This is a genomic window from Pauljensenia sp. 20925_1_25 (genome assembly GCF_041433955.1).
Lineage (GTDB): Bacteria > Actinomycetota > Actinomycetes > Actinomycetales > Actinomycetaceae > Pauljensenia.
The window spans coordinates 46265-69126 of the sequence record NZ_JAPWCL010000014.1; the positions used below are offsets into that span (position 1 = coordinate 46265).

Below are 22862 nucleotides of genomic sequence, written 5' to 3' on the forward strand. Positions count from 1 at the left end.
CCGCTGAGCGGCGCGTGAGCTACTGCGTACGGATCGCGTCGGCGGCACTCGTGGACTGGCTGCCACGAGACTTCTTTGAACGACCGGAGAAGATCGCGGTCAGAATCAGGATGACGCCGAGGGCCGCGACGGCACTGATGCCGAGAACAGGCAGGTTGAAGGTCGTAATGTAGGCTTCGGCGATCAGGAACGCGCCGACCATACACACGAGGAGCGCCCAGACGAACGCGCCGACGCGCACACCCCTGCTGGGTGCCTCGGGCAGGTCGTGATAGTTGACGGGCCAGGCGGGTGCGCTCCACGTCTGTGCGCCCGAAGCGCCCGGCCCCGTTCCCGTCGCCCCGGAGTGTGCCCCCGAGGGGTCCTGTGAGCGCGAACCAGCCCCGGCCTCGGGCTGGGAGGCCCCGGGGGACGTAGCAGCCGCAGGCGCCGTCGTCTCACCCGTGAACGCCGGATCGAAGGCTGTGCGACTCCCAGATGCAGTGGCCCCCTCCTCCTCGTGGAAGATCGCGAGCGGATCAGTGGAGGGCATCTCCAGGGTCGGTTCCGGGGTCGTGGGCAGCGTGCTCGTCACATCCAGTTCGGGGTAGCGCGAGGTGACATCGATCCCGGTGAACTCGCTGGTCGCGTCGTTGTTGGGGGTAGTCATGGTCGTTTCCTTCCTCAGTTGCCCGGAGTGGTGTAGGCGGGAGTGGACGAGGGGGACGCTGACTGCGTCGGGGTGGGCGTCGGGGTAGACGAGGGCGCCTGTGTCGGGGTGGAACCCCACGTACCCGAGGTGTCGGGGGACTGCAGGATCGTCAGGTTCTCAAGGACCACGTCATCCGTGATGAGGACGGTGATCCCCCCGAGCGACGTATCGCCCCACGAGGGGGAGGACACGGTCTGGCCCGGGCAGTTCTTCAACGGGGCGGCCCAGCCGTCGTTCGTCATGTTCGTCACCAGGGAGCCGATACTCGACCGGCACACGATCTGGACGGGCTGACCCTCCGCCGTCTGGATCGTCAGGTGCTCCCAGGCCTGCCAGCTCACGGTGATCTGCTTGGTTGTGCCGACGGGCGCCCCGGTCAGGTCGAGGGTGACGGTGCCCAGGGGACTCGCGCCCTGTACGGAGGTGACCGTCCAATCGACGGTTTTGTCGCCCGTGGAGTTGCTGATCGAGGAACTGAACGTGGAGATCGTCTTCTGTGTCGCTTCGGTGCCGATGGCGGCTGTCGGCAGCGCGACGATGATGCCGAGAATCGACAGCGTGGTCAGCCAGCCGGCGCTGCGGTCACGAAGGGCGGCAACCGCCAGGGACAGTCCGACGATGAGGAGGCACACGCCGCCGCCGATGACGATGATGCGCGCGACCGTCTGCTCCCCGGTTTCCGCTGTGATGAAGGGGATGACGGGACCCTTGTCGACCATGTAAATGCCGGCGAAGACGGCAGCCGCCACGAGGATCAGCAGGCCGGTAATCGCCATGTTGACGCGCGAGGAAACGGTGCGGGGGCGGTGGGTCGGCACAGGGGGCGCGGCCCATCGACGAGGCTTGGGCGCGCTCGGTGGAGGCGTCCAGCCCGGGTGGGGCTGGGAGGGGCGAGCGTCTGCCGGGCGAGGCCCGGCCTGCGTGTGAGCCTGCGTGCTGGCGGCAGGTTCCCCGTAGGTGGGGAAGCCGTGGGCGCTCTGCTGTCCGCCCATGGTGTCCCCCTCCACGTTAGCGGTCGGGGTGGTCGGCCCAAAAGGGGCGGTCGTTCCCGCTCCTCCCGGAGTGCTCGGGGTGCCGTACTGCGGTGCCGAGCCGGTGGCCTGGTTCTGTCCGGACTTGTTCGCGCTCGAGATGACGAAGGCGATGAGGCCGACGACGAAGGCGGAAACTACGAGGAAACCGAGCCAGCCAGCACCGAGACCGATGCCAATACCGCCGAGGACGCCGACGGAGGGCAGGACGGAGGACACGCTGACAAGGCACAGGAGGAGACCTCCCAGGAAGGCAATGTCGAAGCGTCCTTCTGCGGTTTCCTCCGCGTGGATGCGCCCGTCCTGAGCCTCGGGCAGGAGGAGCCACGCCAGGCCGTAGGCGAGCGTCACGAAGGGCAGGCACAGGGCTGCGATGACGGTGAGGACTCGCACGAGCGACAGGTCCCATCCGCTGCGTGCAGCGATGCCCGAGCAGACGCCGCCGATGACGCGGGGGTGGGCTCGGTACCAGCCGGAGGCTCGCATGGACTCAAAGAAACGCTTGCGGGGCGGACGCTGTCCGTAGGCACCGCCCTGGTCCGACGGACCATTTGACCAACTCATGGTGCACTTCCTCTCGATGGGATCCGCATACATTCGGATCGGATACCACTACTCAACCAAACGGGGGTCCCCTCGCGATAGTAGGGGACCCCCTGAACCGCCCCTGATTGTGCCGGGGGTACCCCCGGCCTCGTCCCTGGACGTGCCACAATGGACACGTGAGCAGCACGGTCAACAACCCGCATCCTGGGTGGACGCCGCCGATTCCGGCACCGCCCGCCAGGCCCCCGCTTGCGCGCGCGACAGCCTCCAGTCCGGACATGCCTGCCCCCTGGATGGCGGGCGTGTGCTCGGGCCTGGCCGTGCACCTGGGCGTCCCGGTCATGGTGATCCGCGGCGGCCTCATCGCCCTGACCTTTCTCGGCGTCGGCGCGGTCGCCTACCTGTGGCTGTGGGTGACGGTCCCCGAGGATTCGCCCGAGGCCTCGGCGGCGGGCACGCTCAGCCCCGGCCTCGTGCGTGTGCGTCAGGAGAGGGCCGCCCAGGTCGCGCGTAACCGTATGATCGTCACGGGCGTGGCTCTGCTGGTTGCCGCGGTGCTTGGCGCGATCCTGAACGCGACGAGCGCCCTTGAGTGGAGCGACATGGGTTCCATCGTGTCGATCGTCGCGGGCATCACTCTGGTGTGGAGCCAGAGCCGCGAGGTGCGCAATTGGCGCTCGGTGCGCTTTATCGGCGCGGTCGTGGGCGGTATTGCGCTGCTGAGCCTCGGCGTCGTCATGGCCGCCTCGCGTGACAACCCGCCCGTCATCCTGCTGCGTGGCGGCCTCATTGGTGCTGCCCTGGTTGCCGGTGTTCTCTTTGCGCTTGTCCCCATGTGGCTGCGCACGACGAAGGATTTGTCCGAGGCCCAGGCGCAGCGGGTGCGCGAGGCTGAGCGCGCCGACATTGCCGCACACCTGCACGACTCCGTGCTCCAGACGCTGACTCTGATTCGCGCCTCCGCCGAGGACCCGGCGCGCGTGCGCGCCATCGCCCTGACCGAGGAACGCGAGCTGCGCGCCTGGCTGTACACGGGCCACGCGCAGGCCGCTGACTCTCTTGAGGCCGCTGTCACCGAGGCCGTTGTCGGCGTCGAGAGCCGCTATGGTGTGCCGATCAGCGTCGTTGTCGTCGGCGACATGCGGCCCGGCCCGGGCGAGCTTGCCCTCGTCGCGGCTCTGGCCGAGGCCTGCCAGAACGCCGTGCGCCACGGTGCCCCGCCCGTCTCCGTCTACGTCGAGGTGCGCGCCCGCGTCGTCGAGGCATTCGTGAAGGACAACGGCGAGGGCTTCGACCCCGCCACCATCGCGGCCGACCGCCACGGCGTGCGCGACTCCATCGTCGGGCGCATGCGCAGGGCCGGGGGAAGCGCCACAATCCGCACCCTGGCCCACGGCACCGAAATTGCTCTGAGCATGCCGCGCTCCGATATTCTGGAAGAAACAGCCCCCACCGGGAGGACACAGTGACCATCCGCATCCTTGTCATCGACGATCACCCCATGGTTCGCGCCGGGGTGCGCTTCGAACTCGAACACTCCGGGGCCGACCTTGAGATCGTCGGTGACGCCGCCGACGTCGAAGGCGCCATCGCAGCGTGCCGCGCCCTGACCCCCGACGTCGCTCTCCTTGACGTGCACCTGCCCGGGGGCAACGGCGGCGGCGGGGCCGAGGTCGCCAGCTCCTGCCGCGACATCGACGGCCTGCACTTTCTGGCCCTGTCCGTCTCAGACTCCGCCGAGGACGTCGTCCAGGTCATCCGCGCGGGCGCTCGCGGGTACGTCACTAAGTCGATCTCCACACCCGAGCTGGTCGAGGCAATCAACCGCGTCGCCGCCGGCGACGCCGCCTTCAGCCCGCGCCTGGCCGGTTTCGTGCTGGATGCCTTCGGGACTGGGGAGGTCTCGACGACCGACTCTGAGCTGGATCTGCTGTCCGCGCGCGAGCAGGAGGTCATGCGCCTCATCGCTCGCGGCTATACGTACAAGGAAGTCGCCCACGACCTGTTCATCTCCATCAAAACCGTCGAGACGCACGTCAGCTCGGTCCTGCGCAAGCTCCAGCTCTCCAACCGCAATGAGCTGACCCGCTGGGCCATGCAACGACACATCGTGTGAGGTCAGCCCCCTTTTGTACGCGCCGATCATCGCCCGCTGGTCCGGCGTGCCTACAATGGAATCCCGAGAGCGTGACAGCGCCTGACCGCCCCGCACGGACGGCCTCTTTTATTTCCGCGACCTCGGAGGACGCATGCACCGCATCGGTTTTGACAGTGATCAGTACGTCGAGATGCAGTCTCGACACATTGCCCAGCGACGCAGTGAATTCGGCGGCAAGCTGTATTTGGAGTTCGGCGGCAAGCTGATCGACGACATGCATGCCTCGCGTGTTCTGCCCGGTTTCACGCCCGACAACAAGGTGCGTATGCTGCGCGAACTGGCCGACGAAGTCGAGATCATCGTCGCCGTCAACGCCAAGGATTTCGCGCGCCGCAAGGTCCGCGCCGACATGGGAACCACCTACGACGACGAGGTTCTGCGTCAGATCGACGAGTTCCGCGAGCGCGGCCTGTACGTCGGCTCCGTTGTCATCACCCAGTGGACGGACGACAACAAGGCGGCCGCCGAGGTCAAGGAGCGCTTTGAGAAGCTCGGCATCCGCGTCTACCGTCACTTCCCGATTCCCGGCTACCCCTCGGACGTCGAGCGCATCGTCTCGGACGAGGGTTACGGCGCGAACGAATACGTTCAGACCAGCCGTGACCTCGTGGTTGTGACTGCTCCCGGCCCGGGATCCGGCAAGATGGCGACCTGTCTGTCGCAGCTGTATCACGACCACAAGCGCGGGATTGAGTCGGGATACGCGAAGTGGGAGACCTTCCCGATCTGGAACAATCCCCTCGATCACCCGGTGAACATCGCCTATGAGGCCGCTACGGCCGACCTGGACGACGTCAACATGATTGACCCCTTCCACCTGGAGGCCTACGGGATCAAGACGGTTAACTACAACCGCGATGTAGAGATTTTCCCGGTCTTGAGCCGCCTGTTCGAGAAGATCCTCGGCGCTTCCCCGTACAAGAGCCCCACGGATATGGGCGTGAACATGGCTGGCAATTGCATCGTCGACGACGAGGCCTGCAAGGAGGCGTCGCGCCAGGAGATCATCCGCCGCTACTACAAGGCCCTCGTGACCGAGAAGAAGGAGATGAGTGAGCCGGTGCAGTCGGCCCGCATCTCCCTGCTGATGAGCCGCGTCGGCGTGGGTCGCATGGACCGTCCGGTCGTGCGCCCCGCCCTGGAACTCGCTGAGGCCACGGGTCAGCCCGCCGCCGCGATGGAGCTGCCCGACGGTCAGATCGTCACGGGCAAGACCTCGGCGCTGCTGGGCTGTTCCTCGGCGATGCTGCTCAACGCGCTCAAGAAGCTCGCGGGCCTGCCCGACGAGGTCCAGCTCTTGGCCCCGCAGTCGATCGAGCCGATCCAGCGCCTCAAGACTCACGACCTGGGTTCTCGCAACCCGCGCCTGCACACGGACGAGGTCCTCATTGCGCTCGCGGTCAGCGCGAACGGCGACGACAACGCGCGACGTGCCCTGGATAAGCTGAGTTCGCTGCGCGACTGCGATGTGCACGAGTCGGTCATTCTGGGTCCCGTGGACGAGGGCATCTTCCGTTCCCTGGGCATTCAGGTGACGACGGAGCCGGTGTACGCGACGAAGTCGCTGTACCGCAAGAAGTAATCGCATCGACGAGGCCGGGGTTTCTGTCGCGTATGAGCGCGGGGAGGCCCCGGCCTCGTCGCGAACCGCCCTTTGAACTGCCTCCCGTTTCTTGGACATTGAAATTGAAGTCCAGGGAATGGAAGGCTTTTCATGCTTGTGAGGGTGGGGCGGTTTAGGCTTGGAGGCGATGAGTGATGCGACTTCTTTGCCTGACCTTGGTTTCTTGATCGGCTCCGATGGGGGATTCCAGGACGACTACGTGCCGCCGGAGGTTCCCGCCTTCGACGTGGAGGACGCCCTGGGAGCCGACTACGACGACGGGTGGCCCGAGATCGCTATGCCCGGCGGCGAGTCGGGGGCGCCTTCCGCGTGGGAGCCAGCCCAGGCCTCGTTCGAGTCCTCGTGGAATCAGCCCCAGCACCCCAGCGTGGATCCCGATTCCCTCACGCGCGGCCTGAATGATCGCCAGCGCGAGGCGGTCACGCACGCGGGATCGCCGCTGCTGATCCTGGCGGGCGCGGGTTCCGGCAAGACGCGCGTCCTCACGCACCGCATCGCCTACCTGCTGGCCACGGGTCGAGCGCGGGCGGGGCAGATCCTCGCGATCACGTTCACGAACAAGGCAGCCGCCGAGATGCGCGAACGGGCGGGTTCCCTCGTGGGGGACGACGCGCGGCGCATGTGGGTGTCGACCTTCCACTCGGCGTGCGTGCGCCTGCTGCGCTACGAACACGAGGCGGCGGGCCTGTCCTCGTCGTTCACGATCTACGACGCGCAGGACTCTCAGCGCCTCATCCAGATGGTCCTCAAGGCACAGGACGTCGACATTAAGCGCTTCACCCCGAAGATGGTGGCGGCGCGCATCTCGGACGCGAAGAACGAGCTGATCGGCCCGGCGCGCTACGCGGACCTGGCGGGCAAGGACCCGGTGTCGCGTATCGTCGCGGCAGCCTACGTCGAGTACGACAAGCGCATGCGCGCCTCGAACGCGCTGGATTTCGACGACCTCATCATGCGCACGGTTGAGCTGCTGCGCGATAATCCGCTGATCGCCGAGCACTATCACCGGCGCTTCCGTCACATCCTGGTCGACGAGTACCAGGACACGAACCACGCCCAGTACGTCCTCGTGAGAGCCCTCGTGGGCGACGGATCCGATGGGGTGACGCCTGCGGAGCTGACGGTCGTGGGTGACTCGGACCAATCGATCTACGCCTTCCGCGGGGCCACGATCCGCAACATCGAAGAGTTCGAGCGCGACTTCGCGGGCGCGCGCACCATCCTGCTCGAGCAGAACTACCGCTCGACGCAGAACATCCTGTCGGCCGCGAACGCCGTCATCGCCCGCAACACGGGGCGCCGCGCAAAAAACCTGTGGACGGCCTCGGGCGACGGCGCGCTCATCACCCTGGACGCCGCGGACTCCGAGCACGACGAGGCCCGCTTCGTCGTCGGCGAGATTGATCGCCTGGCCGAGGCCGGCACCGACTGGGGCGACATCGCGATCTTCTACCGCACGAACGCCCAGTCCCGCGCGCTCGAAGAACTCCTCGTGCGCCAAGGTATCCCGTATCGCGTCGTCGGCGGCACCCGCTTCTACGAGCGCCGCGAAATCAAGGACGCGCTGGCCTACCTGCAGGTTATCTCCAACCCCGACGACACGGTCGCCGCCCGCCGCATTCTCAACGTCCCTAAGCGCGGCATCGGCGCCAAGGCCGAAGAAGCCATCGCCGCGCACGCCGCCCGCTATGGCATCTCGTTTGGTGCGGCCCTGCGCCACCTGTGGCTGCGCGCCGGGTGCCCCGCCGGTGAGGGCGAGGGGATCGACGTCGACGCGCTCGCTCGTTCCATGTCCCCGGACGAGGCCTCAGCCGGGTCTTCGGCTCCCACGTCCTCCGCTCAGGGGGCGGGGGAGAACCCAGCGGCAAGCGCCGCTGAGGATGAGAGCGCGGCTGCGGCCCCGGCCTCGTCCCGGACGACGCCGGAGGCAACCGGAGCTGCGGATCCTGCTCGCACCCCTGATCCCGCTCGCACCCCTGATCCCGCTCGCACCCCTGATCCCGCGAGCGTGCCCGATCCCGCGAGCGTGCCCGATCCCGCGAGTGTGCCCGAGGTCGTGGGCATCACCTCGCGCGCTGCGAAGTCGGCGGCCGCTTTCTGGGGACTCATCGAGACGCTGCGCGTTGCTGAATCCCGCGGCGCTTCCCAGGCCGACATCCTCGAAGAGGTCCTCGACCGCACGGGCTACCTCGCGGAGCTGCGCCGCAGCGACGATCCGCAGGACGCCTCGCGCGTCGAAAACCTGGCGGAACTGCACTCGGTCGCGGGTGCCTTCGCGGCCGACGCGCCCGGCGGCACCCTCGCGGACTTCCTCGAGCGCGTCGCTCTCGTCGCCGACTCGGACCAGGTGCCCGCGGAGGACGAGCGCGGCGGGCAAGTCACCCTTATGACCGTGCATACCGCCAAGGGCCTCGAATTTCCGGTCGTGTTCGTTACCGGCATGGAGGACGGCACCTTCCCGCACCAGCGCAGCCTCGGGGACGAGAGCGAGCTGGAGGAGGAACGCCGCCTGGCGTACGTGGCCATCACGCGTGCGCGCGAACGCCTCTACCTGACGCGCGCGGCCGTGCGTAGCGCCTGGGGGACTCCGCAGGAGATGCCGCCGTCGCGATTCCTCGACGATATCCCCGCTGAGCTGCTCGACGTGCGCCGCGCCGCCACCTCGGGGGAGCGCATGCGTGCCTCCTACGGCGGATCCTACGGGTCCGGGTCGTACGGCTCAGGTTCCCACGGGCGCTCGCGCGGATCCGATGGGCGCGACCCGTGGGGCGATACCGACACGGGCGCCTTCGGGTCGGGGCGCCGGGGCGCGGCCGCCCAGCCGTCCGGCGTGCGCAAGGTGACCCGCATGGGCGTCGCCTCCGCCGCTAAGTCGGCCGACGACAAGCCGGTGCTCTCGCTCAAGGTCGGGGACCGCATCAAGCACGCGACCCTGGGGGTCGGCACCGTGACCGGCGTCGAAGGGGAAGGGCCACGCACCGTGGCTCGCATCCGCTTCGGCGTGGGCGAGAAGCGCCTCCTCGTGCGCATGGCCCCGATGGAAAAGATTTCCTAGGGTTTCCCCTCGGGGTTGGGCTGCTTGGTGTGCCCGTGGATGGCGGCCCGCCCGTGAGCCGTCCGCGCTGCGAGCTTCGCTCGGTGTGTCGGATCCTCGTATCGCGAAAATCCCCCGTTTGGTGACGGTGAGATCGCAGTTCGAGGTGGTGTCGTGCCCAAAGTGCAGACCACCTCGGCGAAAAACGCTGAAAACGGGCTGTTATGGGCGAGGTGGTCTGCGTTTTGGGCAAAACTGTGTCGGCCATGGTGTGTTGTTCGCACACAAGCCCTCTGTTCTGAGCGCTAACCCTCTATATCGCACGTAAACCCGCTCATTGGAGTGTGGGCTGGGCTGCCCATGCTCGCATTAGCTGGTTAACGTGTGGATTAGAGGACCCACGTGCAGGTTAGCGGGTTAACGTGCGCATGAAGGAGCCTAGGCCGCCACTTGTCGGGTTAACGTGTGCAATGAAGTGTGTCGATTCGTCACGAATTGAGCCATGTGTATACGGGAACGACATCCATGCTTGACCGCCGCCAAAGGACTCGCGGTGCGTGCTGTCATGCTGCATTGAGAAATGTCAGGTGGTCGGGGCACCACAAACTGTCCGCCCCAACGACGCCAACAGCCCACCTCGCAACGCAAAGCAACGTCAAAGGAAGAGAGTGCCCGGGTCAAGGCTGCAACAAGCCTTGATAATGTGCGGGAACGAGGGCATTCTCACCGGTCCCACGTTAGAATTATTGCGCTGACCACACCACGTTCAACGGAGGGAATAAGGTGGATCTTTACGAGTACCAGGCTAGGCAGATGTTCAAGGAGCACGGGGTGCCCGTGCTTGACTACCGCCTGGCGTCGACCCCCGAGGAGGCGCGTGAGGGTGCGCGCGAGCTGCTGGCGGAGGGTGCCTCCCTGCTGGTTGTCAAGGCTCAGGTGAAGACGGGTGGCCGCGGCAAAGCTGGTGGCGTCAAGCTCGCTCACACCGCCGACGAGGCCTACGAGAAGGCTGAGGCGATCCTCGGCCTCGACATTAAGGGCCACATCGTTAAGAAGGTCATGATTGCGGTTGGCGCGGACATCGCCGCCGAATACTACTTCTCGATCCTGCTGGACCGTTCGAACCGCCGCCACCTGGCGATGTGCTCGCGTGAGGGCGGCATGGACATCGAGACCCTCGCGAAGGAACGCCCCGAGGCCCTGGCTCGCGTGCCTCTCGACCCGGTCGTCGGCATCGACGCCGAGGTCGCCCGCCGTATCGCCACGGAAGCGGGTTTCGACGAGGCCACGGCGCAGGCCATCGCCCCGGTCCTCGAGACCCTGTGGACCGTCTACCGCGATGAGGACGCGACCCTGGTTGAGGTCAACCCGCTGGTCTCCAGCCCCGACGGCTCCGTGTGGGCTGTCGACGGCAAGGTGACCCTTGACGACAACGCGCGCTTCCGCCACCCTGGCCACGCCGAGCTGGTGGACGTGGCGACGCAGGATCCGCGCGAGGCCGCCGCGAAGGCAGCGGGACTCAACTACGTGCGCCTGGAAGGCCAAGTTGGTGTGATCGGTAACGGCGCGGGCCTCGTCATGTCGACGCTCGACGTGGTCGCGATGGCCGGCGAGGAGTTTGGTGGCATGAAGCCCGCGAACTTCCTGGACATCGGCGGCGGTGCCTCGGCTGAGGTCATGGCTAAGGGCCTGGATATCATCCTCGGCGATGAGCAGGTTCGTTCCGTGTTCGTCAACGTTTTCGGCGGCATCACCGCCTGCGACCAGGTCGCTCGCGGCATCATCGGCGCGCTCGAGACGTTGGGGGATGCGGCCTCCAAGCCGTTGGTCGTGCGCCTTGATGGCAACAAGGTCGAGGAGGGCCGCGCGATCCTCGAGCAGGCTGCGCACCCGCTCGTCCACATGGAAGAAACGATGGATGGGGCGGCCCGGCGCGCAGCCGAGCTCGCAGCCCAGGAGCCGTCGAAGTAACGACCCGAGAACCGCAGGAGAACACCCATGACTATTTTCGTCAACTCTGACACCCGGGTCATCGTCCAGGGCATGACCGGCGCCGAGGGCCGCAAGCACACCCAGCGTATGCTCAGCGCCGGCACGGCCATCGTGGGCGGTACGAACCCGCGCAAGGCCGGCACGACTGTTACTTTCGACGTGCAGGGCTACGGCCCGGGCGCGGACAAGGTTACCGACGGCCAGGTCGAGATCCCCGTCTTCGGCACGGTCGCCGAGGCCCGCGAGGCCACTGGCGCGAACGCCTCCGTCATCTTCGTCCCCCCGGCCTTCGCGAAGGGCGCTGCCCTGGAGGCCATCGAGGCGGGTATTGAGACGATTGTTCTCATCACCGAGGGCATCCCCGTCCAGGATTCCACGATCGTCGTTGAGCGTGCGCTCGAGGCGGGCGTGCGTTTGATCGGCCCGAACTGCCCCGGCATCATCTCGCCCGCGCAGGCGAACCTGGGCATTACTCCGGCGGACATCACGGGTCCGGGCCGACTCGGCCTCGTCTCGAAGTCCGGCACGCTGACCTACCAGCTCATGTACGAGCTGCGCGACTTTGGCTTCACGACGTGCCTGGGTATTGGCGGCGACCCGGTCGTGGGCACCACCCACATTGACGCGCTGGCTGCTTTCGAGGCGGACCCCGATACGGATCTCGTCATCATGATCGGTGAGATCGGCGGCGACGCCGAGGAGCGCGCGGCCGCGTGGATTCAGGAGAACATGACGAAGCCCGTCGTTGCTTACATTGCTGGCTTCACCGCCCCCGAGGGCAAGACGATGGGCCACGCGGGCGCGATTGTCTCCGGTTCGTCCGGCACGGCCGCGGCGAAGGCGGAGGCGCTCGAGGCCGTGGGGGTGCGCGTGGGTCGCACCCCTTCGCAGACGGCGCAGATCGCTCGTGAGATCCTCTCGCGATAACGTCACAGCTTGAATCGGCCCGGGGTCGGCGCGCAGCGTCGCGGCCCCGGGCCGATTCTGTCACCATTGGCCTGTGAGTGAGCGCATCAGAGAAGTACCGATCACCCGACGGACGACGACCACGTATGTGGCGGGTCGAGCGACCATTCGCGTCAGGGTCCCGAAGGGATGGGCGCGTGGCCTCGTTGCGGGCGTGGAGGCGGCCTTCGCGGGGTGGGCGATTACGACCGTGACCACGATGGTCGTCTACCTGTCGCTGCGCTCGAACACGTGGATGAGTGACACGTTGCCGCGTGATGCGCTGGCGTTGGGCGGTGACCTGTGGGTGGCGACCCTGGGGGGTACGTCGGTGGACGGGGGAGTGTCTTACCGTGTGATTCCGACGCTTTTTGGTGCGCTGTTGATCCTCCTTGTGCGGCTTTTGTTGCGTACGACGACGGGGTTTCCGCGGTCGTCGGCGCTGTTTGCGGTGCCCGGGTTCCTCCTGACCGCGTGGTTTCTGGCGGGTACGTCGGGGGTTCATTCGCAGTGGTGGACGGGCACGGTCGGCGCGGTTCTGATTCCTCTCATTGGGTCGGGTTGGTTCGTGGTGTCCAGTTATTCGCGTGATTCTGAGGCTCCGTCGATGCAGCATTGGATTTCTGGTGGCTTCAAGATGGGTGGCCTCGTGAGTCTGGTGACGGTGGTCGCGGCTGCCGCTGCGGCGGTGGTCGCGCTGGTGGCGGGCTGGGGTCGTGCGAGTGGCATCCAGGAGCTGCTCGGTGCCTCGTCGCTGGTGGATACGATGTTTATTGTGGGCGCGCAGGCGCTGTTTGCCCCCACGGCGATGGCCTGGGCGGCGGCCTGGTGGTCGGGCGCGGGTTTCATGACGGCGACGGATTCGTTGCATTCGCCGACGGTCGTGGATGCGGGGCCGATTCCGCCGATTCCGCTGCTGGGGACGGTCCCGGAGACGGCTCCCGGCAGCTGGGTGGTTTTTGTGCCGGTCGTGTTGGGTATTGCTTGTGGCGTTGCTTCGGCGCGCGTGTATCGGCGTTCTCACCTGTTGCATCAGAGCGCACAGGGTGTCCTGGCCTCGGTTGTGTTTGTTTCGATTGTTGCGCTGTGGATGTGGAGCGCGACGATGAGCATGGGGTCGGTACGCTTGGCGTTCATGGGGCCGCTTGTGGGGCGGTCGACGTTGTATTTGTTCGTGGAGATTGCGCTGCCGGCGATGCTCGTGCCGCTTGTCACGCATCCGACGACGCTGGCTTTGGTGGGGCAGAGTGCGGGCCGCGTGCGCTCCGAGGGTGAGGCCCTGCGCCGCCGCCACGCTGAGCGTTTGTCGCGTGAGGCGGCCACGGCCTCGTTGATCGAGGGGGACGAGGCCTGGGCTGAGCGCGGGGATGACGCGGGGTCGGCGGACGCGACGGAGGTCGGTGAGCCGTGGGCTGAGTCCGCTGAGGCCGTTCAGCCCGACAAGCCGCGGGCCGCGTGGAGGAACCGTGCGGCGTGGGCTGAGTCGGTGAAGGCGGCGAAGCGGCGGGTCAGGCGTCAGAAGCGCGTGGCGTGGGCTGAGCCCGCTGACAAGGATGACGAGGGTGACACGGATGACCCCGAGGCGAAGGGGACGAAGGGTGAGGGCCTGAACTAGACTGGGAGGTGCCGCGACTGGCGAGGGTGGATCACCACCGGGGAGCGGCTGCATGTCCCGCGAGGCGTCGCCCGCCTGGGCGCCTGGGTTTGGCTCTTAACCTGGAGGAACTATGTCCGTCTCCCTGGACAACCTGGAACCCATCGACGTGCGCCCCATTAAGCGGGCCCTGATTTCCGTGTATGACAAGACGGGCCTGGAGGACCTTGCGCGCGCGCTGGGCGAGGCCGGTGTGGAGATCGTCTCCACTGGCTCGACGGCTGCTCGCATCGCGGCCGCGGGTGTGGCTGTTACCCCGGTTGACGACGTGACCGGCTTCCCCGAGGTGCTTGAGGGGCGCGTGAAGACCCTGCATCCCTTCATTCATTCCGGCATCCTGGCCGACCAGCGTAAGGCTGCGCACCGCGAGCAGATCGCGCAGTTGGGCATTCGGGCGTTCGACCTGGTCGTGTGTAACCTGTACCCCTTCCAGGACACGGTTGCATCGGGCGCATCCTTTGACGAGTGCGTTGAGCAGATCGATATCGGCGGCCCTTCGATGGTGCGCGCCGCCGCGAAGAATCATCCGTCGGTCGCGGTCGTGACTTCTCCGGAGCGTTACGCGGAGGTCGCCGAGGCCGTGGCGGGGGAGGGCTTCACCCTCGAGCAGCGCCGCGTGCTGGCCGCCGAGGCTTTCGCCCACACGGCGACCTATGATCTGGCGATTGCCGGCTGGTTTGCCGACGAGCTGGGTCTTGAGGACGTGCGTGAGACGCTGGATGACGCCGCAGAAGCACACCTGGACGCCTCGGATGCGGCGTTCCTGGAGTCGCTGGGCTACGAGGCGGGCGAGGACTACGTGGTGGAGGTCGCCGAGGAGGAGGGGCAGGCCGCGGGTATGCCCGTGTTCGTCGCTGACGCGTTCGAGCGCGTGGAGTCGCTGCGCTACGGCGAGAACCCGCACCAGGGTGCGGCCGTGTACCGCGAGATCGACGAGGCCTTCGAGGATGAATCCTTCGACGAGGAGGCCTTGGCCCCGGGCATCGCGAACGCGCGCCAGCTGCACGGCAAGGCCATGAGCTTCAACAACTACACGGACGGCGACGCCGCGCTGCGCGCCGCCTACGATCACGAGCGCCCCTGCGTGGCGATCATCAAGCATGCGAACCCCTGCGGCATCGCGGTGGCCGACGATGTGGCCGAGGCGCACCGCCTGGCGCACGCCTGCGATCCCGTGTCGGCGTTCGGCGGCGTGATCGCCGTGAACCGACCGGTGACCGTGGAGCTGGCCCGCCAGATCGTCCCGATCTTCACCGAGGTTGTGCTGGCCCCCGATTACGAGGAGGGTGCGCTCGAGGTGCTCTCTGCGAAGAAGAACCTGCGCGTCCTGCAGGTCGAGCCCCCGGCTCGCGGTTCGTATGAGTTCAAGCAGATCAGCGGTGGCCTGCTGGTCCAGGAGCGCGACGATATTGACGCGCCCGGTGATTCCCCGGAGAACTGGACGCTCGCGGCCGGCGCTCCTGCCGACGAGGCGACGTTGGCGGACCTGGAGTTCGCGTGGCGCACGGTGCGTGCGGTGCGCTCGAACGCGATTCTGCTGGTCAAGGATGGTGCGTCTGTGGGCGTGGGTATGGGCCAGGTGAACCGCGTGGACTCGTGCAAGCTGGCGGTTGAGCGCGCGAATACGCTGGGTTCGCGCTCGACGGGTGACGCGGCGGCTTCCAACGTGGACAGCGCGGGCGGCGCTCGCGCGTCCGAGGTCGTGGCCGAGGCGCCGGAGCAGCGTTCCATTGGTGCGGTCGCCGCGTCGGATGCGTTCTTCCCCTTCGCCGATGGCCTGCAGGTGCTCATCGACGCGGGCGTGAAGGCCGTCGTTCAGCCCGGTGGCTCCGTGCGCGACCAGGAGTCGATTGACGCGGCGAACGCTGCGGGCATCACGATGTACCTGACGGGCACGCGTCACTTCGCGCACTGATTGTCCCGTTTGTGGGTCTTGGGGGGGCGAGCGCCGGTGTGGTGCTCGCCCCTTGTGATGTGCTCGGGTGTGCTTGACAGGGAGTGCCACACAGCATATCGTTCAATTATTGAATGAAAGGCCGTTGGCCCTGTTGAAAGGTGTCGTATGACCACCCTGACCGCTTCCCCCGTCGCTGTGCGCGAGAACCGCGTTCTCGCCGACCGTCTTGGCGGCACGCTCGTCCGCGAGATTGCTCTGATCGCCGCTGGCACGCTCGCCATGATCGTCCTGGCCCGCATCTCGGTCCCGCTGCCCTTCACGCCTGTGCCCGTCTCGCTCGGTACGCTCGGTGCCCTGTCTGTGGGTACGACCCTGGGGGCGCGCCGAGGCCTCGTCTCCGTTGGCGCGTACGCCCTCCTCGGTATCGCGGGCGCTCCGGTCTTCACCGGTACGAACGTCGGATGGGCCTTCGCTTCCTTCGGCTACATCCTCGGCTACTTCCTCGCCGTCGCAATCGCGGGTCTGGCCGCCCAGCGCGGTGCGGACCGCCGCGTGCTCACGATGGCACCGGCCGCGCTTGTGTCCCTCTTCTCTGTGTACATCCTGGGCCTGGCCTGGATGATCCCCTTCACCCACATGACGTTTGCGCAGGGGCTGGCCAAGGGCTTCGTTCCCTTCATCATCGGCGACCTTGTCAAGGCTGCCGTCGCCACCGGTCTCTTCCCCGTGCTGCGTTCTATTTTCCGCTGATACGGCACCTTTGAGCGTCGCGCGAGTCGGCCTCGTCCCCACCCGGGGCGGGGCCGCTCCTATTTGCGCTGACGATAGGCGGTGACATGCGCTATGGTGCGCGACGGTGCAGGGTATGCGCGGGTAGCATTAGAAAGGTGAACGCTACTGACATGCATCCCGTCCTCGTCGTCGACTTCGGCGCGCAGTATGCCCAGTTGATCGCGCGCCGCGTGCGCGAGGCCAACGTCTACTCCGAGATTGTCCCTCACACCATGAGCGTGGCGGACATGCTCGCCAAGGAACCCGCCGCCATCATCCTGTCCGGCGGCCCGTCCTCCGTGTACGAGGAGGGCGCACCGTCTGTCGATCCCGCGATTTTCGAGGCCGGGGTGCCGGTCCTGGGGATCTGCTACGGTTTCCAGACCATGGCCCACGCGCTCGGCGGCACCGTGGGTCGCACGGGCACCCGCGAGTACGGGCACACCGAGGCCACGGTTTCTGCGGGTTCCTGCCTGTTCGGCGGCACCCCCGAGGACCAGATCGTGTGGATGAGCCACGGCGACGCCGTCCAGGGCGCGCCCGAGGGCTTCACCGTCACCGCGTCTACGACCGAGACCCCTGTCGCGGCCTTCGAGTCGCGCGAGCGTCGCCTGTACGGCCTGCAGTGGCACCCCGAGGTGGGCCACTCCCAGTTCGGTCAGGACGCGCTGAAGAACTTCCTCTACGAGGGTGCGGGGATCAAGCCCACGTGGACCGCCGGGTCCATCGTGGACGAGCAGGTTGAGAAGATCCGCGAGCAGGTTGGCGACGCGCAGGTCATCTGCGCCCTGTCCGGTGGCGTGGACTCCTCCGTGGCCGCGGCGCTCGTGCACAAGGCTGTCGGCGACCAGCTGACCTGCTTCTTCATCGATCACGGCCTGCTGCGCGCGGGCGAGCGCGAGCAGGTGGAGAATGACTACGCACGCGGCATGGGCATCCGCGTCATCACGTGTGACGAGTCCGAGCGCTTCCTGTCCGCCCTGGCCGGCGTCACCGAGCCTGAGGCGAAGCGTAAGATCATCGGCCGCGAGTTCATCCGCTCCTTCGAGGCCGCTCAGAAGCAGGTCATCGAAGAGGTTGGTGCCGCTGGCGGCGAGGTGAAGTTCCTCGTCCAGGGCACCCTGTACCCCGATGTCGTCGAGTCCGGTGGCGGCGAGGGCGCGGCCAACATCAAGAGCCACCACAACGTGGGCGGCCTGCCCGAGGACATGACCTTCGAGCTGGTCGAGCCCCTGCGCACTCTCTTCAAGGATGAGGTGCGCGCGGTCGGTCGCGAGCTGGGCCTGCCCGACTACCTGGTGAACCGTCAGCCCTTCCCGGGCCCCGGCCTCGGCATTCGCATCATCGGCGAGGTCACGCGCGAGCGCCTGGATATCCTGCGTGCCGCAGACCTGATCGCCCGCGAGGAGCTTACGGCTGCCGACCTGGATCAGGAGATCTGGCAGTGCCCGGTCGTCCTGCTCGCCGACGTGCGTTCCGTGGGCGTCCAGGGGGATGGCCGCACCTACGGTCACCCGATCGTGCTGCGTCCCGTGTCCTCCGAGGATGCGATGACGGCCGACTGGACGCGCCTGCCCTACGACGTCCTGGCCCGCATCTCCACGCGCATCACCAACTCGGTGCCCGAGGTCAACCGCGTCGTCCTCGACGTGACCTCCAAGCCCCCGGCCACCATCGAGTGGGAGTGACGCTCATCTAGAGCTGAGCGCGCAGACTGATGCCCCGGCCTCGTCCCTGAATCGTGGGACGAGGCCGGTGCCTGTTTGTGTATCAAAATGGGGCTCTTCAGAGTTGAGTGTGGGTGGAGGCGTCTAGGCCTCCTGCGATGAGGAGCATTCGGAGTTGGTAGTTGGTGGGGTTGCGGTAGCCTCTGGCGGTGCGTCTGCCTAGTTCGATGATTCCGTTGATGGCTTCGGTGGGCCCGTTGCTGGCTCCGCCGGTATCGAAGTAGGCTAAGAATGCGTCCTTCCACTTGCGTAGGGTCCGCCCCAGGCGAGCGATCTCGGGGATGGGACAGGCTGGTAGGCTCTCGATGAGACGAGCGGCCAGGCGTTGGCCTTGGGCGGGTGTGTCTTGATGGAAGACCTCGCGCACTTGCTGGGTGAGCAGGTAGGCGACTTCAACACTGATATGCGCCTCATCTGCCACGAAGGCCTCACGGAGGCGTTCCTTTTGACGCTTCGTGAGCCGATCACGCGAGGCGCGCAAAAGAAGCCGGATCTGATAGAGGGGATCACCCTTGCGCCCGCGGTGACCGGTCGTGTCTTGCTGGACGCGGCGACGCACCTCATCGAGAGCATCGCCAGCGAGCTTGACAATATGGAAGGCATCGAGGACGCTGGTGGCGTCTTGGAGTTGATCGTCGATGGCGTTCTTGTATCCCTGGAAGGGATCCAGTGTCGCGATCTGGATACCGGAGCGAAACTGTTCGCCGCGCTCTTCTAGCCAGTTCTTGTACACAGTGCCAGACCTTCCTGGGACCAGGTCCAACAACCTTGCCGTGGGATGATCCTCCCCGCGTGTCAGGTCCACGATGCCGGTGAGCTCACGGGGCCCTCGTCGGCGTCGGTCCTGGTGATGCCACACATGCTCATCAACCCCCAGCACCTGCACGCCTGCGAAGCGGGCGGGGTCATCAGATGCGGCTTGCAGACACGGCTTGATATGGGACCACACGGTATTCCACGTGGTTGCCAGTTGTCGGGCCAGGCCAGCGATGGTGGCCCCTTCGAAGCGCAGCTGTCGGATCGCCCAGCGGATCGCCCGCACACCCAAACGCGCCCGGGGTGCGCACACCTTCTCACTGTGCTCCAGGAATGTCACCGTCTGGCAGGTGGTTTCGCGGCATATCCACCGTCGCTTAAACCACCGGATCCGCGCCGGGACCCCGGCCCAGGGCGCGTCGATCACCTCCACCACCACACGCCCGTGGCCTTGAGCGATCACCCCACAACCCGGGCAGCCAACCAGCTGGTTGCACGACTCAACATCAAGTACCAGAGCATCTGGGGTGCGAGCCACGCTCATCAGATGGAAGCCCTCCAAACCGACGAGCAGATCACACCGATCACAACGATCAAGCGACGCACAGCAGCAGCAGCAGGTAGGGTGAGACATTGTCGAGGTCCTTGAAGATCGCGGGGGTAGAAGTCCGCTCATCATCAAGGACCTCGACCTCTACCCGCAACCCCCGACCAACACCCGGTCACCCACACTCAACTCGGAAGAGCCACTATTCCCAAGTGTAAATCCTGGAGTCGTAGCGCGCATAATGTCTAGAATCGGGCAATTATGCAACTGCTCCCCGCCTTTTCGAATCAACCTTTGATTCGGATTTGATTTGGACGATATGGCACAAGGTAGCACCTTGCGGACGATATGACACGCAACAGCAGGCCGTGCACGTCCGCAACGATCGAGTGGGAGTGACGCTCTCCTTCAGTTGAGCGCGCAGACTCCAAGATCAGGCCTCGTCCCTGATTTGTGGGACGAGGCCGGCGTTTCGTTATCGGGTGAGTGTGGAGAGTGCCTGGCTGACTCGGTGCGCGTCGCGCGGAGATAGTCTTCCGATCCTGCCTGCGGTGCCAAGGTAGGTCGGTGGTAAGAGGGCTATTCGGTCTACCCGTACGAGAGATGGTTTCGAGAGCCCAGCCTCTTGCCAATCGTCGAGGGGAGTATCGAGTGGAAGCGAGAGCTTGTTCGAGGCGCTGGTGATCATCGCCGCCAAGAGGCCATCGGGTGAACAGGCGAGAACGAGGACCCGGCGAAACTTGTAGCCACGGTCGTCGAAGTTAAAGCGTGCGCGCCAGATCTCCCATGGAGCGGGCGCTGCCTCACTCGCCGTTATCCCAGTCTCCCGGGAGTTGCGCGACCCCGTTTGCGTCCAGGGTGGGGCGATAGGCGTAGCGCTCGAGTCCGTCAAACGTGGGAGTCTCGGGGCGCATGTCGAAGGGGAGTCCGCCAACCTCAATCGACTTGGCGAGGAAGATGTTGATCGCATCCGACAGGCTAATTCCCCAGCGTGCGTAGACGGCTGCGGCGTCGGCCTTGATCTGTGCGGTCGTGCGGGTCTTCACCTCGGCGGTGCGGGTCATCGTCGGCATTGTCGCTCCTTTCGCTACCTGCATTATAGTCCCTGATTGGTGTTGAAATGGGGCCAGTCTGGGGTGGTATGGCGTAGTGGTAGATAGTTGTCCCCTTGATCTGAGGCCAGATTCTGGCCATAATTATGGCTAAGGATGATAGGAGCAGCATGTCGACACTAACTATGGGACTCGCTGAGGCGAAGAATAACTTTTCGCGGGTGACGGCAGAGGTGAACAGGACGGGGAAGCCTGTCACGATCCTCAAGAACAACAGGCCTTGGGTCGTCATTCAGCCTGCGCAGCAGTCTGAGAGCGCCGTCGATGTCGCTGTTGACTTCATGGATGCCTACGCGGACGTGTTTGAAGGGCTTGCGAAGTGAAGGCTTTCTCGTTTTCCTGGGACGAGGTTCGCGTTAGCTGTGTCTCCGATTCATAGGACGAGGCTGGGGTAGGCCGCCTCCGAGTCAGTCGTGAAGCCTCGCGTCGAGTAGGGTTTGTCGTAGCGAAGCGGCAGCCCTGGATCAAGGAGGATGGCACGTGGATCTGCTCGAATACATGCGCTCGCAGGACACCATCACGCAGGAGGAATGGGAATGTACCTTCGAGGAGGACGCTCGGGAAATTCTTGTTCTGCTCGCTGGTGGTGCAGGTGCCGGCAAGAGGAACGGATTCTGGGACGTCTCGCACTACTTCTTGGCGTATGTTGACTGTGCGACTGGTGCCCTGCACGTGAGTCAAGGCCGCTTGGTCTACCCTTTGAGTGACGAGCAATATGCTGCGGGTAACGTGTTAGGTCGCTTTCCTGAGCAGGTCATTTATCGCGTGAAGGCGCGCAAGAAGAAGTCTGAAGAAATGCCCGAGGGTATGACCGCCTCCTGGCGCAACCAGTTCCTCATCGTGGAAATCCTCGAGGAGGATGCTGCGTGCCCGGAGCTGGAGGAGGTCCTGGCGGAGTACCTCAGGCCGGTTGTTCTGAGCGATGAGGTGCTGGGAGAACTCACTCTGAACAAGGATTTGGACCTGTTCGATGGGGATGTCTCGTGGCGAGGAGAACGGATCTCTGTATCTCTGGAGGTCGATTCGGGCTGCGAGAAAACCTGGGAACAAGCCGTGCAATTGATGAAGACGATGCTGGCGGACCAGGAGCGGTGGGACCGTGACATGCGGGCGTTCGCTGCGCGTGAGCTGACCGAACTTGCATGCGAATGGCGCGACTCTGCCGACGAGGATGTACCGGAGATTACGGAAGAGAGCTTCGCTTCCCGGATCGAGCTGCGCAGCATCGTGATGGACGCCGAAGGTTCATTTTCTGCATACTTCGATGATGACGACATGTTCTTCGGGCACTGCGTCACGGCCTACGGAACCCTGGCGGACGGGGTGACCGCGGCGAATATGGAGGGGTGAGTACTGGCTGCTGGAGGTGAGGTGATGATTCGTGGGCGTGTATGCGCCGAACCTTCTCTGGTCGGCGCCGACGCATCAGTTCCCGTGTTTGTAAGTCTCGGCTTTGTTCTCGTTTCGTTGGACCGGGTCGAGGCTGTTCTCTGATGAGGAGAGTTGACTCGAGTCAAAGCAGACGTATATACATCAATCGTGATAATGTGATGTGTAAACGTCTGTAAAGGGGTGGTCTCCGTGAGGGTGGATGAACTCGTCGACTTCGTTGCGCTCGTGGGTGGTGTTGCCTCTTCTTCTCAGCTGAAATCTGCAGGATTCTCGGCTGGACTCATTGCGCATGCTAGTGAGGGCGGTCGCATTGAGCGGCTCACGCGAGGAGTTTACTGCACTCCAGATGTCTTTGACGATGACTTTCTTGTGATTAGTGCCCGGTGGAAAAAGAGTATTTTCTCCCATGCTAGCGCCCTGTATCTCAATGGATTGTCGGATCGTCTGCCTGTCGCACAGTCCGTGACAGTGCCGCGGGGATATAACTCTGTGAAGATGGCTCAGGAATTTCCGGGTATTCAGGTTCATTGGGTGCGGCCTGACCTGTACGAACTTGGCGTAACGTGCCTTGTAACGCCTTCCGGTAACGCAGTGAGGAGTTATGGTGCTGAGCGCGCAATCGCCGACCTGATTCGGGAAAGGAAGGCTGGAACTGTCGATGCTCAGCTTATGCAAGATGCTATCGGAGGGTACTTTCGGAGGGGGGAGAAGGACCTGCAAGGGTTGACTGATATGTGCTCAGCTCTTGGAGTATGTCGTGAGTTGCAGGTGTATCTGGAGGTGTTGTAATCATGGCGATTCGTAACGATGCGAGTCTGTGTGGAAAGATTCGAGCAATTGCGAAGAGAGAGGGGCTGCGCCCTCAAGAAGTCCTGCAGATGTTTCTATTTGAACATTTGCTGCTTCGACTCGAGAAAACGTCGTATGTTGATAAGTTCATTCTCAAAGGTGGCCTGCTGATTTCTTCGATGATTGGTGTCTCTCT

At 65.1% G+C, this 22862-nt stretch carries 18 protein-coding genes, 1 pseudogene and 1 riboswitch; of the genes and pseudogenes, 14 read left to right on the forward strand and 5 right to left on the reverse strand.

Annotated features, from left to right (window positions below):
• Positions 1-19: 19 nt before the first annotated feature.
• Both O3932_RS07285 and O3932_RS07290 read right to left on the reverse strand, forming a co-directional pair.
• A complete protein-coding gene (locus O3932_RS07285) occupies positions 20-649 on the reverse strand; it encodes a hypothetical protein (RefSeq protein ID WP_371537366.1) in 630 nt (209 codons plus the stop codon).
• A gap of 14 nt (positions 650-663) precedes the next feature.
• On the reverse strand, positions 664-2286 hold the full coding sequence (locus tag O3932_RS07290) for a PspC domain-containing protein (protein WP_371537368.1): 1623 nt from the start codon (positions 2284-2286) through the stop codon (positions 664-666).
• Positions 2287-2546: 260 nt separating this feature from the next.
• On the opposite strand from O3932_RS07290, the gene O3932_RS07295 reads away from it, so the two are divergent.
• The 10 genes from O3932_RS07295 (at position 2547) to guaA (ending at position 18031) form a co-directional block, all read left to right on the forward strand.
• Positions 2547-3737: a PspC domain-containing protein gene (locus O3932_RS07295; protein WP_371537392.1), complete on the forward strand. Its 1191-nt coding sequence runs from the start codon at positions 2547-2549 to the stop codon at positions 3735-3737.
• Positions 3734-4384: a response regulator transcription factor gene (locus tag O3932_RS07300; protein ID WP_009648003.1), complete on the forward strand. Its 651-nt coding sequence runs from the start codon at positions 3734-3736 to the stop codon at positions 4382-4384. The genes O3932_RS07295 and O3932_RS07300 overlap by 4 nt, the downstream gene beginning before the upstream one ends.
• A gap of 133 nt (positions 4385-4517) precedes the next feature.
• On the forward strand, positions 4518-6008 hold the full coding sequence (locus O3932_RS07305) for a DUF1846 domain-containing protein (protein ID WP_371537370.1): 1491 nt from the start codon (positions 4518-4520) through the stop codon (positions 6006-6008).
• 169 nt (positions 6009-6177) lie between these two features.
• Positions 6178-9105 carry a UvrD-helicase domain-containing protein gene (locus O3932_RS07310; protein WP_371537373.1) on the forward strand — a complete coding sequence of 976 codons (2928 nt, stop codon included), beginning with the start codon at positions 6178-6180 and terminating at the stop codon, positions 9103-9105.
• A gap of 762 nt (positions 9106-9867) precedes the next feature.
• Positions 9868-11055 carry an ADP-forming succinate--CoA ligase subunit beta gene (sucC, locus tag O3932_RS07315; RefSeq protein WP_314568992.1) on the forward strand — a complete coding sequence of 396 codons (1188 nt, stop codon included), beginning with the start codon at positions 9868-9870 and terminating at the stop codon, positions 11053-11055.
• Positions 11056-11082: 27 nt separating this feature from the next.
• Complete coding sequence (gene sucD / locus O3932_RS07320) at positions 11083-12003, forward strand: succinate--CoA ligase subunit alpha (protein ID WP_291448730.1); 921 nt, start codon at positions 11083-11085, stop codon at positions 12001-12003.
• Between the two features lie 127 nt (positions 12004-12130).
• Complete coding sequence (locus tag O3932_RS07325; RefSeq protein WP_371537394.1) at positions 12131-13636, forward strand: DUF6350 family protein; 1506 nt, start codon at positions 12131-12133, stop codon at positions 13634-13636.
• A gap of 3 nt (positions 13637-13639) precedes the next feature.
• Positions 13640-13724: riboswitch (ZMP/ZTP riboswitch) on the forward strand.
• A 24-nt stretch (positions 13725-13748) separates the two neighbouring features.
• Entirely contained in the window at positions 13749-15590 is a 1842-nt protein-coding gene (gene purH / locus O3932_RS07330; RefSeq protein ID WP_315295673.1) for a bifunctional phosphoribosylaminoimidazolecarboxamide formyltransferase/IMP cyclohydrolase, read from the forward strand.
• A gap of 147 nt (positions 15591-15737) precedes the next feature.
• Complete coding sequence (locus tag O3932_RS07335; RefSeq protein WP_009648516.1) at positions 15738-16322, forward strand: biotin transporter BioY; 585 nt, start codon at positions 15738-15740, stop codon at positions 16320-16322.
• Positions 16323-16474: 152 nt separating this feature from the next.
• Positions 16475-18031, forward strand: coding sequence for a glutamine-hydrolyzing GMP synthase (gene guaA, locus O3932_RS07340; RefSeq protein WP_347716410.1), 1557 nt, complete (start codon positions 16475-16477; stop codon positions 18029-18031).
• A gap of 97 nt (positions 18032-18128) precedes the next feature.
• Here guaA and O3932_RS07345 read toward each other — a convergent pair whose 3' ends face one another.
• The 3 genes from O3932_RS07345 to O3932_RS07355 form a co-directional block, all read right to left on the reverse strand.
• A complete protein-coding gene (locus O3932_RS07345; RefSeq protein ID WP_371537377.1) occupies positions 18129-19460 on the reverse strand; it encodes an ISL3 family transposase in 1332 nt (443 codons plus the stop codon).
• Positions 19461-19848: 388 nt separating this feature from the next.
• Entirely contained in the window at positions 19849-20265 is a 417-nt protein-coding gene (locus O3932_RS07350; protein WP_371537380.1) for a type II toxin-antitoxin system PemK/MazF family toxin, read from the reverse strand.
• Complete coding sequence (locus O3932_RS07355; RefSeq protein WP_371537383.1) at positions 20177-20446, reverse strand: type II toxin-antitoxin system RelB/DinJ family antitoxin; 270 nt, start codon at positions 20444-20446, stop codon at positions 20177-20179. The genes O3932_RS07350 and O3932_RS07355 overlap by 89 nt, the downstream gene beginning before the upstream one ends.
• 149 nt (positions 20447-20595) lie before the next feature.
• On the opposite strand from O3932_RS07355, the gene O3932_RS07360 reads away from it, so the two are divergent.
• From O3932_RS07360 to O3932_RS07375, 4 genes and pseudogenes are all read left to right on the forward strand, one after another.
• Positions 20596-20808, forward strand: coding sequence for a type II toxin-antitoxin system Phd/YefM family antitoxin (locus O3932_RS07360; protein WP_034505197.1), 213 nt, complete (start codon positions 20596-20598; stop codon positions 20806-20808).
• A 157-nt stretch (positions 20809-20965) separates the two neighbouring features.
• Positions 20966-21835 carry a DUF2262 domain-containing protein gene (locus O3932_RS07365; protein ID WP_371537386.1) on the forward strand — a complete coding sequence of 290 codons (870 nt, stop codon included), beginning with the start codon at positions 20966-20968 and terminating at the stop codon, positions 21833-21835.
• A 237-nt stretch (positions 21836-22072) separates the two neighbouring features.
• Positions 22073-22666 carry an AbiEi antitoxin N-terminal domain-containing protein gene (locus tag O3932_RS07370; protein ID WP_371537389.1) on the forward strand — a complete coding sequence of 198 codons (594 nt, stop codon included), beginning with the start codon at positions 22073-22075 and terminating at the stop codon, positions 22664-22666.
• Positions 22667-22668: 2 nt separating this feature from the next.
• Positions 22669-22862, forward strand: a pseudogene (locus O3932_RS07375) (nucleotidyl transferase AbiEii/AbiGii toxin family protein); the annotation flags it as partial.